Annotated in this window: 17 protein-coding genes; 7 read left to right on the top strand and 10 right to left on the bottom strand. The window is 35.8% G+C overall.

The window, feature by feature from the left end:
• Window positions 1–279 precede the first annotated feature (279 nt).
• From M5A78_RS16040 to M5A78_RS16030, 3 genes are read right to left on the bottom strand one after another with little or no spacing between them, the layout of a single operon-like run.
• Window positions 280–1,470 (bottom strand): M14 family metallopeptidase, encoded by a 1,191-nt coding sequence (locus tag M5A78_RS16040; RefSeq protein ID WP_248736285.1) that lies wholly within the window; start codon window positions 1,468–1,470, stop codon window positions 280–282.
• 43 nt (window positions 1,471–1,513) lie between these two features.
• On the bottom strand, window positions 1,514–1,675 hold the full coding sequence (locus M5A78_RS16035) for a hypothetical protein (RefSeq protein ID WP_248736284.1): 162 nt from the start codon (window positions 1,673–1,675) through the stop codon (window positions 1,514–1,516).
• A 15-nt stretch (window positions 1,676–1,690) separates the two neighbouring features.
• On the bottom strand, window positions 1,691–2,083 hold the full coding sequence (locus M5A78_RS16030) for a thiol-disulfide oxidoreductase DCC family protein (protein WP_248736283.1): 393 nt from the start codon (window positions 2,081–2,083) through the stop codon (window positions 1,691–1,693).
• Window positions 2,084–2,313: 230 nt separating this feature from the next.
• Here M5A78_RS16030 and M5A78_RS16025 point away from each other — a divergent pair, with 230 nt between their 5' ends.
• The 3 genes from M5A78_RS16025 (at window position 2,314) to M5A78_RS16015 (ending at window position 4,915) form a co-directional block, all read left to right on the top strand.
• Window positions 2,314–2,688, top strand: a complete 375-nt coding sequence (locus M5A78_RS16025; RefSeq protein ID WP_248736282.1) for a DUF2500 domain-containing protein — start codon at window positions 2,314–2,316, stop codon at window positions 2,686–2,688.
• A gap of 197 nt (window positions 2,689–2,885) precedes the next feature.
• Entirely contained in the window at window positions 2,886–3,959 is a 1,074-nt protein-coding gene (locus M5A78_RS16020) for an NAD(P)H-dependent flavin oxidoreductase (RefSeq protein ID WP_248736281.1), read from the top strand.
• A 308-nt stretch (window positions 3,960–4,267) separates the two neighbouring features.
• Window positions 4,268–4,915 (top strand): phosphatase PAP2 family protein, encoded by a 648-nt coding sequence (locus M5A78_RS16015; RefSeq protein ID WP_248736280.1) that lies wholly within the window; start codon window positions 4,268–4,270, stop codon window positions 4,913–4,915.
• Between the two features lie 197 nt (window positions 4,916–5,112).
• Here M5A78_RS16015 and M5A78_RS16010 read toward each other — a convergent pair whose 3' ends face one another.
• The 4 genes from M5A78_RS16010 to M5A78_RS15995 all read right to left on the bottom strand — a co-directional run bounded on the left by M5A78_RS16010 (window position 5,113) and on the right by M5A78_RS15995 (window position 8,908).
• Complete coding sequence (locus M5A78_RS16010; RefSeq protein ID WP_248736279.1) at window positions 5,113–5,781, bottom strand: DUF2642 domain-containing protein; 669 nt, start codon at window positions 5,779–5,781, stop codon at window positions 5,113–5,115.
• 188 nt (window positions 5,782–5,969) lie between these two features.
• Entirely contained in the window at window positions 5,970–7,157 is a 1,188-nt protein-coding gene (locus M5A78_RS16005; RefSeq protein WP_248736278.1) for a hypothetical protein, read from the bottom strand.
• Between the two features lie 62 nt (window positions 7,158–7,219).
• A complete protein-coding gene (locus tag M5A78_RS16000) occupies window positions 7,220–7,711 on the bottom strand; it encodes a hypothetical protein (protein WP_248736277.1) in 492 nt (163 codons plus the stop codon).
• A 609-nt stretch (window positions 7,712–8,320) separates the two neighbouring features.
• Window positions 8,321–8,908: a VanZ family protein gene (locus M5A78_RS15995; protein ID WP_248736276.1), complete on the bottom strand. Its 588-nt coding sequence runs from the start codon at window positions 8,906–8,908 to the stop codon at window positions 8,321–8,323.
• A gap of 216 nt (window positions 8,909–9,124) precedes the next feature.
• Between M5A78_RS15995 and M5A78_RS15990 the strand changes: the two genes are divergently transcribed.
• The 4 genes from M5A78_RS15990 (at window position 9,125) to M5A78_RS15975 (ending at window position 12,209) form a co-directional block, all read left to right on the top strand.
• Complete coding sequence (locus tag M5A78_RS15990; protein ID WP_248736275.1) at window positions 9,125–9,538, top strand: MerR family transcriptional regulator; 414 nt, start codon at window positions 9,125–9,127, stop codon at window positions 9,536–9,538.
• Window positions 9,539–9,596: 58 nt separating this feature from the next.
• Window positions 9,597–10,907, top strand: coding sequence for a hemolysin family protein (locus M5A78_RS15985; protein WP_248736274.1), 1,311 nt, complete (start codon window positions 9,597–9,599; stop codon window positions 10,905–10,907).
• Window positions 10,908–11,165: 258 nt separating this feature from the next.
• Window positions 11,166–11,714 (top strand): NADPH-dependent FMN reductase, encoded by a 549-nt coding sequence (locus tag M5A78_RS15980; protein WP_248736273.1) that lies wholly within the window; start codon window positions 11,166–11,168, stop codon window positions 11,712–11,714.
• Between the two features lie 234 nt (window positions 11,715–11,948).
• Window positions 11,949–12,209, top strand: coding sequence for a hypothetical protein (locus M5A78_RS15975; RefSeq protein ID WP_248736272.1), 261 nt, complete (start codon window positions 11,949–11,951; stop codon window positions 12,207–12,209).
• 264 nt (window positions 12,210–12,473) lie between these two features.
• Here the strand turns inward: M5A78_RS15975 and M5A78_RS15970 are convergent, their stop codons facing one another.
• The 3 genes from M5A78_RS15970 to M5A78_RS15960 form a co-directional block, all read right to left on the bottom strand.
• The gene (locus tag M5A78_RS15970) at window positions 12,474–13,250 is read right to left on the bottom strand and encodes a DUF2268 domain-containing protein (protein WP_248736271.1); all 777 of its coding nucleotides are present in this window, start codon (window positions 13,248–13,250) and stop codon (window positions 12,474–12,476) included.
• A 173-nt stretch (window positions 13,251–13,423) separates the two neighbouring features.
• Window positions 13,424–13,756 (bottom strand): hypothetical protein, encoded by a 333-nt coding sequence (locus M5A78_RS15965; RefSeq protein WP_248736270.1) that lies wholly within the window; start codon window positions 13,754–13,756, stop codon window positions 13,424–13,426.
• A gap of 315 nt (window positions 13,757–14,071) precedes the next feature.
• The gene (locus tag M5A78_RS15960; protein WP_248736269.1) at window positions 14,072–15,625 is read right to left on the bottom strand and encodes an ABC-F family ATP-binding cassette domain-containing protein; all 1,554 of its coding nucleotides are present in this window, start codon (window positions 15,623–15,625) and stop codon (window positions 14,072–14,074) included.
• Window positions 15,626–15,813 lie beyond the last annotated feature (188 nt).

Genomic DNA, 15,813 nt, shown 5'->3' with positions numbered 1-15,813 from the left:
TCATGGTTTTATCGAAACAAATTAAATCTGAATGGTTAGTTTGGAAGGAAAACTTAAAGTGGGATAATAAAAATTAATTTTTATTCAACTTAAAGGTGAGTTGAATAAGCTACTGAAAATAAATAAAACAAATGGCTCAGTATACTAATTGAGCCATTTGTTTTAATTACAAAAAAAGAAGCAAAATACGTTGCAAGTTCGGTTACAATTTCAAGTTTTGCGATAGGGAAAGGAACCCGGAGGATTTTTCCAAGCTCCATTTTCAATATAAAAAACTTTTTATAAATAAAGTCCCGCTAAGAAAATACCTAGCGTATTTTGGTAGATTTTATCAAACTGTGATAGTGGCAGTGGATTAATTCCATGACCAAGTTCCACCGTGAAGCCTGGCCGCCGCCAATCCTGAATAAACCAGTCCTTATAACCGGCATAGCTTTCGATCGTTTTGACAGGTTCATAACTACTGACTCTACTAAATTCTTTCACGAATAACGTTGACTCAAGTGGTTCGAGATTTTCAAATCCCCAATAGATGACTTCACCTTGAGTATGAAATGCAAGTACGCGAGCAAAATCCCTCTTTCTCGTTAGGTCTGCCATTGCGATTACCTCAGGCTCAGATAACGGTTTTTCCCCTCCATAATCCCTTGGTCCAGGCTGATTAGGATTTCTTGATTTCTCTAACTCCCATCTGGCTGGAAATTGATCATTAAGGTCTACCCCTCGAATATTAGCTTTCCACCCCGTAAAGTCTGTGCTGCCCTTATTGTATTCCGTTACTCTATTCCTCCAGATTTCACTTTTTGGTGGCCCATGTAAAACGAGATCAACTCCATCTGGATTCACCATTGGAACAATCGATAAAGTGGTTTGGTCGTAAAAACTGGAGGTAGATAGTCCCCGAATTATATTGTCATTAGTAAGAGATAATAAATAATCGTTTAAAAAGATCATGATGATAAGTGTGGTAATCCATTCGTTGGCATGAAACGAACCGTTATAATGAACTCTTTTCCTTCCGTTGCCAATGAGAATTTCTGGAATATTTTTTCCGAGAACTGTATTTCCGATGGATGGGACCTGCAGAAAGGGGTACACAGCTTGTAATCGCGTGATATCATTTATCAATTTAGCATAATCGTATGGTTGCCCGCCATCCACTAATCTCCATTTTATCCGCAATGGAACTTTTATGATTTGATTTATTTTGAGATTATTCGGGTTAATTCCAGGATTCACCAGATAGATTGTTTCAAGAGGGAGATGTCGGCTTTGGGCAATACTCCATAATGTGTCCCCGTTACGAATCTGATATTCTTGGGTAACAAAGCCTGGGATTTGAATTCGCTGGCCAACTGAAAGACTTTTTGGCTGTATAGACGGATTGGAATCATTAATGAGTTGCAAATTTATTTTAAACAACTGGCTGTAGTTCCATAAAGAATCTCCTTGCCTAACAACAATCTCCATTTTGCACCTCCAGCTGAAAAACCAGTTTTAATAAAATGTATGCCTAATGGAATGAAATATTAGTTGGTTTTGGTGTTAGGCACGATCCAAGCTTTCTGTTTATAATAAATATTTCAATTCCTTGATAACCTTTACTTTCGAGGAAATGAGCTAAGGATTGACCTAAGAATCCTGTTCCAGCAGCTAAGACAATTTTTCTATTCATATGTTCCTGTCTCCTTTAATCTAAAAATCTATTTTTCCATTCCGGTAAAGGGAGCATGCAGCTTTCTTTTTTCCCAAACCATTTATAACGGTTTTTGGCGATGATTTCGTAAAAGAAGTCGCGAATGAATCGGGGTAAGACAAGGAAGGCTGAAAGCATTTTCCAAGACCCATTTAAATTCCAGCAGACGCGCAGCGCTCCAGTTGATTTAACAAATATTCTTTCATTTTCTATAAAAACAAAGCTGTTGATGTCAGTATTCAATCCATATTTTTCAAGTAGTTTTTGACCGGTGGCTCCTTGAAGGGAGGCAAATTTAAAATTGCCCTTTGTGTCTCTTTTTATGATAAATTGTACGCTACTGTTACAAAGGTTGCAGACACCATCAAATAAGATAATTCGTTCCATTTATTTCACCATCTTAAAGTTTTTACTATTTACGTATGGTTTAAGCTTAGCATATTTTCATTGCGTGTACCCTTTGGTTGCTTCCATTAATGTTATTTTCTGCAAAAAAATCTTGTTGGGTTTGGAATCAATCGGTATATTTGAGATATGGACTATCTAACTTAAATCAAAAATTATGAAACCAAGTGATATTCGAAACCATTTTCATTTGGACCAAGGGGGAAGACTTGATGGATTTTGACCAAGGATTTGATATGTTTTCAATTATGCAAACCATTTTTCCGATATTTTTTATTTTGGTTGTAGGAATTATTCTTTTTACCATTTTCAGAGGAATTAGGGAATGGAGCAGTAATAACAAGCAACCTCGCTTAAACGTTGATGCGGTTGTTGTTTCGAAAAGGACTTCAATAAGTGGGGGTGGAAATGACTCTCATGCCAGTACGTCGTACCATGTAACATTCCAAGTAGAGAGCGGTGACAGGATGGAATTTAGTGTAGGTGGGAGAGAGTATGGCCAATTGGCAGAAGGTGATATCGGTGAACTCGTATTCCAGGGCACAAGATACCACAGATTCTCACGAAGACAACAAACAGGATCATAACCAACAAAAAAGAAAAGAGAGACCAATTTGGTTTCTCTTTTCTTCCAGAAGAAGTGTCCACCGAGGGCGGACAAATGTCCACAGATGGTGCCTGACACCACAGCGGAGGTAATGCAAATATATATTTGGAACCTCAACCTAAATAAAGAGGTTTTTAATGATGATTATAGAATAAAAAAATAAGGGTGGTGAAGAGTATGTGGGAAAATGAGTTAACAAGAGAATTAAAAATAAAATATCCAATCATCCAAGCTCCCATGGCGGGAGGGATTACATCGCCTGAATTAGTAGCAGCCGTTTCAAATTCAGGAGGACTCGGTATGATTGGCGCCGGCTATATGAGTCCAAGCCAGCTTAGAAAACAAATTAGCGAAGTACGACGGTTAACAGATTATCCATTTGGAATTAATTTATTTATTCCTTCAGAATTTAGAGTTGACTCAGAGAAACTAAATTTAACTAAAGCAATTATACAACCGTTTAAGGAAGAATTAGTTGTTAAAGAAGAGCCAATCCTCCCAACTTATGAAGGGGATTTAAGCACCTTCCATGAACAGCTGAGTATAGTAGTAGAAGAAAAAGTTCCAATTTGTTCATTTACGTTTGGTCTGCCGTCACCAGAAGTGATTGCAAGATTAAAAGAGAATTCGATTGTTTTAATTGGCACCGCCACCACGGTTCAGGAAGCAATCATGAATGAAAATGCCGGAATGGATGCTGTCGTTGTCCAGGGGTCAGAAGCAGGAGGCCATCGAGGTACTTTCCAAGGAGAAGAAAAACAATCTCTAATTGGTTTGATGTCTCTTATTCCTCAAGTTGCCGATGCTATTCGAATACCGAAAATTGCTGCAGGGGGAATAATGGACGGAAGAGGAATTATCGCCGCAAAATGCCTTGGAGCTACTGGGGTACAGATGGGGACCGCCTTCCTTGTATGTGAAGAAAGTGGGGCAAACATCCTTCATAAAAACGCCATCATAAAAGCATCCGAAAACCAGGTGGTATTAACAAAGGCTTTTTCAGGAAAAATGGCCAGGGGCATAAATAATCGCTTTATTACAGAAATGAGACGATATGAAGAAGAACTCCCTGTTTATCCGTTGCAAAATGAACTGACAAAAGCTATAAGGAAAGCCTCGGCAGCAATAGGAATACCTGAATACATGTCACTTTGGTCAGGCCAAAGCCCAAGAATAGCGAAAAAACTACCTGCCCGTGAACTTGTGAAAAGAATTGTTACAGAGGCCGAAACGTTGCGAGTAAAACTTTAAAACTAATTCCAACAAAACGTAAAGGATATTTAGTATAAAAGAAAAAGGGCTGAATCAAAAGTTAAAAAAAACTTAGATTCGGCCCCTAACTTTGCCCCATATGTCCACCGCTCGTGGACAATTTGGGCACACTGTCCACGAGCGGTGCCTGACACCACAATTGTGACACCACTTTTGACAATCAAAAACTTTGGGAAATTTATGTATTCTCAAGGTATTTATGGTATTATGAAACAGGTTCGACATTCTTTTCATCTAGTAAACTGTCAATATAGGTTTTTTTGTTTTTGAAAAAGGGAGGGACACATGTGAAAAATCTATTAAAAAAGGCTCCCTACTTATTACTTTTGTTGGTGCTTCCGCCTCTGGGTAAAATCTATGAGCTGTTAAATAATCGTTCAGATAACGCTGTTGATATTACATCTTCAATCGATCATATGATTCCTTTTTTGTCGATTTTTATCATTCCGTATATCCTTTGGTATGCTTATTTGTTTGTTTATTTAGTATATTTTTGTTTTAAGGATACTAAGGTATATATGAAAACATTATTTTTAATCGTGATAGCCGAGCTAATTTGCTTTGTTATTTACTTCTTTTTTCAGACTACCGTTCCAAGGCCAGCACTTACCGGTAACAATTTCTTAACTGGACTTGTTCAGTGGATTTATCTGAACGACCGCCCAGTCAACTGTTTTCCAAGTATTCATGTGCTTACGACCTTTGCGATCATGCTGGCATCCATTCATATTAAAAATAAACATCTTGTTACAAATTTTTGTATCCATATTTTTGGGACCTTAATTATCATTTCCACTCTTTTTGTCAAGCAACATGTTATTTTAGATATGATTGGCTCCATGTTTCTTATTACCTTCCTTTATGGCCTTACATTCGGATTCATTTCATTTCGTGTGGGTGAAAAATCTGATCCAGTTTATTTTAAAAACAAATAGGTTAGTAGTTTAAAGGGTATTCGGGCAACTTTTGTCCGTTTATCCTTTTTTATACTCTTACCCGCAATTTCATTTTTACTTTATGTTCTCAAAATTGAATAATAAATGGGCATATTAAAAGAGTGTCAATTTTGACACTCTGATTTTGTTTGTTAATAAAAAGCTTGTTTAAAAATCAACTATAAAAATCGGATCATTTATGGCATATGAACAGTTTTGATAGTCTGTAAATTAATATAAACAGGATCCTCTTTAGCACTGATTAATTCTACAAAATTATTCTTAATTCCTTGGATTTTACCAATCATATCCTCATTTTCACCTATGTTAAAAATGATTAACTCGCCTATTAATTTTTCAATTTGGACTTCAAATGATCGTGCAAAAGTAATATTACTGGGGTTAACTGGCAGACTGGCATTGCTTAAACCGTAAGGTCGTTGATGATTTGTGTATGGAATTAACCATTTTAGATGGTTTAGCGAGATAAACATTGTCTTGTAAATAGGGGAGTAAAACACAAAGTAATTGTTCATGATACTAATGATATAACCATGCAGTGCTTGTTTACTAGTTACATAGATTTCTGTAAAAATACCCTTTGCAGATGTTAGGGTTTTCCTTAATGAGATTTCTTCATTATGATTATAAATAGGTGTTGGTTCGTCGTTATTATTAATTTCAGCGATTTCATTCTGTTTTAAAAATATCCAGTTTTGGATATGAACAATGGGGATATAGAGGTAATCATTACCGTTAAAGACTACCCATATATCACTGCCAATATCAACCAGTAATCCACTAATTAATTTTTTTCCTGAAATGTCTAGTTTAATATATTTCCCTTTCATATTTTTCAAATTCATTTACTACATCCTTTCCTGGCTATTTCTATGTGCAAATAGAGAAGGGCTTAAGTGATTCATTCCTATAAGTATATTAAAATAATAAGACCTTCCCAGCTCATATTTATAGAGATCTCGTTTTAGAAGATAAAAGTTGATATGCTTGAACGAATCAAAATAATTTCAGCATTAATTTGTAGTTGTTTCCATTACAATCTAAAAGTTTTTTTAGTTCTGTTTGGCCATCCGGCAAATGGAAAAGTTGGATCGCTTTCACGGGAAACTGGTTCACCAGCAAAGCGAAAACCCCTGGACTCATGTTCTTTTTGTTTCGATAAGCTCTGATTATTTGCGCTACTTTCTTCACTTACAGCTTTTACCTCCTTATTTGTTGAGGGGAATATTGAAGGAGGTGTAGTTTCCATTTTTATTGGCCTGGCTACTTCATTGACTGGTTTTGTTTCCTTCCTTTTCTCGATTGTTTTGCTTATTTTTGGTTCTTCGTTCTTTTCCTCTCTATGTTTCCTTTCATGGTTTGATTTTTTCTTTTCTTTGCTTGATTTTTTCGTTTTGTTGTTCGATAATTTCATCTCATTGCTGGTATTTTTCTTTTCATCAGTAGGTTTTGGAAGTGTCACATCAGTCTTTTGTTTTTTACTTACTATGTTATTGGTAATGGCTTCAATCGTTGGCTGTGTTACAGCAGTTTCGGTTATTAGTGGCTGTGACCATTCCATATGATCATTATGCTCTTTCACTTCTGTTTGAACCTCCATTTCTTGTTGATATTCAGTTTTTTCAATTTGTGAGGCAGTTTTTGTTTTGTTTTCGGAAGTATTTAAGGCTTCTTTTATGGATGATTTTACTTTGTTTTCAATTTTATCTTCGGTTTTATGGGTAGAAAAAGTTCCCTTTCCTTTAGCTTCGTTTTCCTTTTTCGTATGTTCTTTTGATACTTCCGACTTTTTTTCCTCTTCTTTAATAAATCCCTTCAAGATGTTAGACACATGTGATAGTTTTATTAATATCCGTTCTTCGCCATTTATTAACGTAGCAAAATCAGCATCAATCTCACTTAAAACACCGCTAAACTTCTGTTTATTAACGCTCAATATGCGAACCCAGGAATGTTGAAAGGAATGTAATAGTTCTAATAGGCTCTGGGTTGTTTGAAAATTTGTTTTTGGTTTCTCGGGCTGAAACTGTTTTGTATTCTTGGTGATGGCTTGTATTTGATCAATATTATAATAAAAAATGTATTTATTATCGGTTTCGAGTACGACATGATCTGCTTCCACACCAATCAGTTTCCCATTAAATACTTCTTCACCTACATAAAGATTTACATTAAAGCCTTTTAATAAATCTAAGGCAGCTGAAAATTTATCTCCCCCCATGTAATAACCCTCCTTAAGCGATAATGGGGTGCTCCTCTTATGGAGAAGCGACATATTAATTATTAGTAATCGTCATCATCATAATCATTATCGTTATCATTGTTGTCATCGGAATCTTTTTTTGTTTTTTCAACCTTTAAGCCGTAGCTAATGTTGCGAACGTGTTTCATGGAGAAACGAACCACTTCTTCCTGCACGATGAGGGAAGCGAAATGATTGTTTACATCACTGAGTACACCTTCTAATGATTCCGGTCCGCTGCGATTTATTTTCACCCATTGAAATCTGACCGCTTCTAGAAGCTTCACGAAGTTTTCTGCTGTTTTATAATCAAATTTTTCCGGAACCTTTAATCCGAACTTCATTAGGTCTTTAGAACTTTCCGTAATACTTCTGATATGATTTGTCTTATAGTAAACGACTCCATCGCTTTCTGTTAAAAGGACAAAATAATCTTCAAATACAGCAAGAAGTTTTCCAAGTCTTGATTCTGGGCCGCCCCGATCTACTCTGATTGTTTTGTCCACTAGTTGGTTCATTATCTCTCTATTCATAAAAGCATTAACCTCCTTCAATTAAATAAATATATACACTGCATCTATATGTATCATGGGGTGATGTGTACTAATAAAGAAGCGTTTTTTGATGCAATTGGTGAAAAATAGGCACAAATAAGTATATGATAATAACCCATATACTTCGTCTTTCCTTAAATATTCATCAATTGTCGTTTTATATATGCATTTCTATTTTGAATAAATTGAATCATCAATCCTTCTCATGATTCATGAACTCCTCGGTTGTTCAATCCCCCTAAAATTTCATGTTTTTTTAGAATAATATGCTTACAAAGAGTTAAATGTGCAGTATAAAAGATTTTAGTGTTAATGATAAAAAAATGTATGTCTATATCAAATCCTGCTTCATTCTCATAAATTAACAATTCGGAAAAACAAATGGAAAGTAGTGGAATTTCGTTTTAAGGATGGTCATTGAAGAATTGCTGTCAAAAGCACATGAAAATGGCGTTGTTGGATTTCTGGACAATAATCCAGTTGAGTTCAAACTTGGCAAGAAGGGGAGGAAAGGAAGGTGGCTCACAAGGCAGAAGGAGTGAACGCGGAAGCAAAGTGAAAGGATTCATCCGACGATGAGTCCTTTTCTTATTTAGCATGGATTGTTACAGCTTTTTTAAATAAAGGAAAAAATAAATACCCAATGAAAACTCCTGCAAGATTTAAGATCAGGTCATCAATATCCAAACTACCTCGATGTGTTATTAATTGCATGATTTCAATGAAAGCAATCAGAACCATAGGAATAAATATAAGCTTTAAAGGAGAATAATTCTTCAACAGCAAATAAATACCGTATGGAATAAATAATCCTACATTGGCAGCTAAATTATAGAACGAAATTAACCAATTTACTTTTCCAGAAAGATAAAAAGAGATTGTAGAAAATGGAATTAGATTCATAGAGTTGTAGCTCTGGTCGTTTGGTCGCAAAAATAACAAAATTAACAGTCCAATCGAGTAAAGAATGAAAAGAGACAAAAATAGCCTAGAGGAAATATGAATCGATTCTTTTCTGATTAGTAAAACAAAGAAATAGACCAAAAAGAAGATACAAAAGAGCAGAACAGCTAAAACAATTGGGTGGAGGTAAGAAGTTAATCTCCAAAATATAGGGGATAAAGCTAGATAAGTACCCAAAGATATGAACAAACTAATCATGATTGATTTTTTCATATACAACAACACCACCGAAATTTAATCAATGACAAAACCTTCTTTTCTGTTTTTATGCAAATTTATCTTAATGTAATACTAATTTGGATATATCCAGTTTAACACAAATATAGATGAATCGATTTTTATGTATTTGTGAAAAACCAACACGTTGACTGTACGGTTTTATTTATGATATAGTATTTTAATAGAGAAAGGGGGGAGTAAGTTGGGAAGTTGTATCGAATTGGTGAAATAGCGAAGTTAATGAATATATCCAAAAGAACAATCGATTATTACACCCTAATGGGCTTACTTAACCCGATTAGAACGGATGCAAATTATCGATTATACGGAGAAGAGTCAATTCAGATATTGGCCTTAATTGAACATTACAAAAATCTGAAAATGCCGCTTGAAGAAATTAAGTCTTCTATCGAATTGATCAAATCAGAAAATGGCATTGATAAACAGAAAGCAGAGAAGCATTTTGAGCAAATTGCGATGATCATGAAACATCTTAAAGAGGAAATAAAGGTAATCGAACCGATTTTGCAAAAATTAAGCAATCAACAAAAAGAAATGCTAGTAAATAAATTATCGTCACAGGGAGTTTCACTAGCACAAACATTATTATTACTATTTAGATAACTAACTTGTAATAAACAGGAGGTGTATTCCTTACTTGAATTATTGAGTAAGGAGACCATTGATCATTATAAATTTGATAACAATAGCAATCTTATTAGCTTTTACAGCATTTTTCGTATCTTACGAATTTGCTATTGTTAAAATCCGCAGTACACGAATTGATCAGCTTGTAGCAGAAGGCAACAAGAGTGCAATCGTAGCGAAAACGATTGTGACAAACCTTGATGAATATTTGTCTGCATGTCAATTAGGTATTACGGTCACAGCATTAGGTTTAGGTTGGCTTGGTGAACCAACAGTTGAACACATTCTACACCCGCTTTTGGTTAACATTAACCTGCCAGAATCAGTTTCAAGTGTAACATCATTTATCCTAGCATTTGCATCGGTAACGTTCATTCACGTTGTGGTTGGGGAACTTGCACCAAAAACGTTCGCAATCCAAAAAGCTGAAACGATAACGTTGATTTTTGCTCGACCAATGATGCTATTTTATAAAATCATGTATCCTTTTATTAAAGCATTAAATGGCTCCGCTCGAATGATTACAGGACTATTTGGTTTGAAGCCTGCTTCTGAACACGAAGTGGCTCACTCAGAAGAAGAACTTCAAATCATTATTTCCGAAAGCTATAAAAGTGGCGAGATCAATCAATCTGAATACAAATATGTGAATAATATCTTTGAATTCGATGATCGAAATGCCCACGAAATTATGGTGCCTCGGACAGAAATTGTCGCTTTTGATATCTCGCAATCATTAGATGAATGTCTGAAAATCGTGACGGAAGAAAATTATACTAGGTATCCTGTCATTGATGGTGAAAAAGATAACATTGTCGGTATGGTTAATATGAAAGAAGTATTTACAGAATATATCAAAGGTAATAATGTCGAAACCAGCATTGAGGAATATGTTCGTCCAGTCGTCCAAGTCATTGAAACGATTCCTATTCATGATTTGTTAGTCAAAATGCAAAAAGATCGTGTTCATATGGCCATTTTAATTGACGAGTATGGCGGAACTGCAGGGTTAGTAACGGTCGAAGATATTTTGGAAGAGATTGTTGGAGAAATTCGTGATGAATTTGATGCGGATGAAGTTCCAGAAATAAATAAAATAGGGCCAAATAAAACTATTGTTGATGGAAAAGTCCTGATTGAAGAAATAAATGATTTGTTAGGATTGGATCTAGACGATTCTGATATAGACACAATCGGTGGATGGATCTTGTCAGAAAAAATGGAAGTTGTCGAAGGCGATAAAATTCAGTACGATGATTATGAGTTTAAGGTTCTTGAAGTCGATGGTTATCATATTAAATCGTTAGAAATTGCGAAAGTAATGAAACAAGAATCCTGTGCATAATGATACACAATAAGGATGTGGACCTTTTCTCTAATTAAAAGGGCCATATCTTTTTTTAGTTTATAACACTTTAAGATAAGGCAAGACTGTACACTTACCGAAGATTTGAAATGAAAGTACTGGTGAATTCCATCTTGCGTTAATAAATTCCCGATAAAGCAAGAACCGTGCATGTATTAATCATTTTAAAGAAGGGATGTGTAAATATTGGGCTTTTTAGACAAAATATTATAAAGACCAACTAAGGAGGAAGAAGCAATGGCAAATGAAAAATTAACTATTGGTATTATCTTAGGAAGCACACGTCAAGGCCGTGTAAGTCCACAAGTCGGTGATTGGGTAAAAGGAATTGCTGACAAACGCGGAGATGCAAATTATGAAATCGTTGATATAGCAGAATACAATTTACCGTTCGTATTTACAACGGATGGTTCAGAACCAGGAATTAAAGCCTGGTCAGAAAAACTAGCTAGCTTGGATGGATTTGTTTTCATTGCTCAAGAATATAACCACAGTATCACAGGAGCATTAAAAAATGCCCTTGATACAGTACGTGATGAATGGAACAATAAAGCAGCCGGAATTGTAAGCTATGGCTCAACTGGCGGAGCCCGTGCAGCTGAACACTTACGCGGAATATTTGGTGAGTTACAAGTTGCAGATGTTCGAGTACATCCTACACTATCCCTATTTACTGACTTTGAAAATGGGACAGTTTTCAAACCAGCTGATTTGCACCTAAATAATGTGAATGCAATGCTCGATCAGGTGATTGCATGGAGTGGTGCATTAAAAACGTTACGGTAAATCCTATTTATAAAAGAAAATGGGAGGAACAATTAACCCCATCTTTTTTTTGCACTAGATTTTTCCAGGACGATCTAGCAAATAAACTTACGGCAAAATTTGGGCTCGAGGCATATCGATAAATTAATGCAGAGGTTTTAAATTTCCACTAATACCCTATTACACTTGTCCATTACGATAATTATTTCAATACGTATAATGTCGTATGGTTCATAAGTAATTGGGGGTGAAAAAATGTCAGTTGAACATTTTCATGGATTGTGTCATAGACATATGGGTAGAGCAGTTGAAATCAGAACCCATGACGGGAGAATTCATAGGGGAATCATTCATCGTGTTGCCAACAACAGAGTTTATCTTCAACCATTGGGACGACGACCTAGAAACCTAGGCGGTTTTGGTTATGGCGGTTGGGGCTGGGGCTGGGGCTTTGGCGCTGGAATTGCGCTTGGTGCTATTGCTGCATTTGCAGTACTTCCTTTTTTCTGGTGGTAGTCAAATAATTAATGTTGTTAGATTAAAAGAGTTAAAAGCATACTAGTACAAGACTGATTCAGCTCTCACAAGAATGGGATAAACTGTCCGGAAGATGGTTTCTTAGTATTTTTGGCAAGATTCCGTATGAATACGATGTGTTAGGCGATGGAGTGGACTCCAATAAACAACATTCAAAGTGTTTAATATAATTTGATCATTTATTCATTCAATAAAAAAACAGACGAGATTTTTTTCTTCTGTTTTTTTCGTTTCATAGTACTTTTACATTATTTGAGTAATGGTATCGGTATTGATGTTTAGTAGATCCTTACTAGTCTTGTTCGATGAATCAAGATAATTCTTAACCAAGTAATACCCAACACAGTACCCTAACATTTTCGGATAGAAACGTAATCCATACAAGATGTTTTGATGCTTTAGGTCATTTATTTGAATATTTTTATTTGGGAACACTATGTTTTTCCACATTTTCTTTAGCTCTTCATTAGAATAATACGATGTCCAAGTTGCTAAGAATTCTTCACCCATTCTTTCACGGACTGCATTTTCAGCTAATCCTTCTAAAATGATTGTATCCAGCAATACGTAATCCTCTTCGTTTTTTTGAAACTTGGATAACCGACAAACATGGTTATACTCATGTGTAAACAAAGCCTTTATTTCCTTTTCCGTATTATCCTCTGAAATAAATAAAAATAGTTTATCTTTGAAGGACAAACCTGATTTTCCGTTAAAGTCTTGTTTTAATTTTCGGTTGTTCTTATCTGATGGAAAAATAAAAATAGGGATATTTGGTCCTTCCCACACTTCTTGAAGTCGTAGTTTTTCTCCCTCCACAATTTCCCATACTTTATTGTTTTGTAACTTTTTCACTACCTCATTTCCATTCCTAAGAGGATGATACATTCCATGTAGTGTTAAGTATTCGTAGATTTCGGAAGCTAGAGCATCCTTAAAGTGTACTTTTAACTTTTCACATATTTCAATTGGTTCATGATATGAATCGAGTAACCACTCATCTGTTCTAATCACACTCATATCCGCACCCCTAACTACATATTTTGTTTAAAATAAATTATGCACTTATCAAATAAAGGTTACGAATCCAATTTCTTTATCATCCAATCATCCTTAAAAATTATTAGGTTCCTATCTTTTTTCCTAAATGGGGTACCGTCAGGAAAATTGACGTTTTCCTGACGGTACCCCATTTAGCGGTCTTTATTATTGTAGTCCCAATATCTAAGTGTATCTGTTTTTCCAGAAGGCTCACTTTTTATTACATTCCCATCTTTGTCTTTATAGACTTCGTATTCTTCATACGTCTCTACGATATAACCAGCAACTCTTTCACGCTTCTCTAGTTTTTCTTCCAATTCAGGAATATCACTGGATGGCTCAACATTAACAGGTTGGGCGATAACCGGTTGATCAGCTGTATAGGCATATTTTATATTCAAAAAGGAGTACGGTGAATCAAGATAAGCTACAAAACCTAAGGTAACTAAAAGAAAAAAAACACTTAAAAAGGTTTTTATTTTCATTATCAGGCTCCTTTATACCAATATATCCTGTAACCCATTTTATGCATGTCCTTAAAACATATGTATTATAAATTACTGTTTGTTAAAAATATTCGGGCTCATAATGGAGAGATTTCTATTGACAGTGTGGCTGGCTATGGGACAAGGATTGAAATTCAATAATAAAAAAAACTCGTAATAAGGTTTAAAAGAGTGATTTTCCCGTTTGTATTGCCATTTTCCGTATTTCACAGAAGTTCATTTTTATGGAAAAAAGCCAGCAAATCCTATTTGCTGGCTTCTACAATCGGTGCTGCAGGGGTTTAAAGTCCCGTTCTATACGGTTTGTTGTGACCATTCTTCGACATTCCACACTTTTGTGACCCAATCCTCATAAAAGTCTGGCTCGTGGCAGACAAGGACAATGGTTCCTTTGTATTCTTTAAGAGCACGTTGCAATTCTGCCTTTGCATCTATATCTAAGTGATTTGTCGGCTCATCGAATAAAATCCAGTTACTTTCAGTCATCATTAGCTTACAAAGACGAACCTTCGCCTGCTCGCCACCACTTAGCTGATTCATTGGACGTGAAATGTGCTCATTCTTCAATCCACAGCGGGCAAGAGCTGCACGGACTTGATGCTGATCCATGGATGGAAAGGCATTCCAGACATCATCAATTGGGGTAATATTTCCTGCTTTTACCTCTTGTTCAAAATAAGAAGGGAAGAGGAAATCACCGCGCTCAACCTTACCATCTAAAGGATCTATTTTACCAAGCATTGTTTTAAGTAGAGTTGATTTACCTACACCATTACAGCCGATAATCGCGACTTTTTCGCCACGCTCTAATGTCATATTCATTTTCGGCAGAAGGGGGTGAGAGTAACCAATTTCCAAATCATTTGCTTCAAAAACATAGCGACTGCTGCTACGTGATTCTTTGAAACCGAAGGTAGGCTTCATCGCAGTTTCTGGACGGTCAATCCGTTCCATCCGATCTAATTGCTTTTGACGGCTCTTCGCCCGACCCGTAGTGGAGTACCTTGCTTTATTTTTTGCAATAAAATCTTCTTGTTTTTTGATGAATTCCACTTGTTTTTCATAGGCATTAATATGCTGATTCTTATTGATTTCCGCGAGTTCCAGGAATTTTTCATAGCTTGCCGTATAACGGGACAACTTAGAAAATTCCAATTGAAAAATAACATTGGATACAGGATTCATAAATTCCGTATCATGCGAGATAAGAATAAACGCATATGGGTAATCTTTTAAATATGAGGTTAACCAACGAATATGCTCAACATCCAAATAGTTTGTCGGCTCATCGAGTAATAAAACTTTTGGTTGTTCCAATAGAAGCTTAGCAAGAAGGACCTTTGTTCGCTGTCCACCGCTAAGGGCTGCGACGTCACGGTCTAGGCCGATTGCATCAAGCCCTAAGCCCCGCGCTGCTTCTTCAATTTTGATATCTAAAGAATAGAAGCCTCCAGCATCCAATGCGTCTTGAATTTCACCCATTTTTTCTAAAAGAACTTCAAGCTCTTCTGGTGTAGCATCAGCCATTTGTGCTGTTACTTCATTTAACTCATTTTCTTTTTCAAAAAGTGGAAGGAAGGCATCACGCAGCACATCTCGCATCGTTTTCCCAGGAGTTAAGACAGTGTGCTGATCTAAATAGCCGTAATGAACACCCGGTGTCCATTCCACACGGCCACTATCATGAATCAATTGCCCTGTAATAATTTTCATTAATGTAGACTTACCAACGCCATTGGCACCGACGAGACCAACATGGTCCTCTGCTAATAATCGAAAGGAAACATCTTTAAATAAAGTACGGTCTCCGAAAGTATGACTTAAATTTTCAACATTTAATAAGCTCATTTTTATCGTAATCCTCGCTTTGTTCAAGAATTAATACATTATTACATCATACTAGATTTTCGAGGTTTCGACTAGATTTTTAACGAGAAAAATACTGTAAATTAGTTGGAAATGTCCTTTTCATCTTCAAGGGTTAAGTCAGAAGGAGGATTGAAAGGAGATTATTGTTGGGTACAATCCCGAGAATA

The organism is Neobacillus rhizosphaerae (assembly GCF_937468385.1).
Taxonomy (GTDB): domain Bacteria; phylum Bacillota; class Bacilli; order Bacillales; family Cytobacillaceae; genus Neobacillus; species Neobacillus rhizosphaerae.
This window is presented reverse-complemented; position numbering and strand designations above follow the sequence as displayed.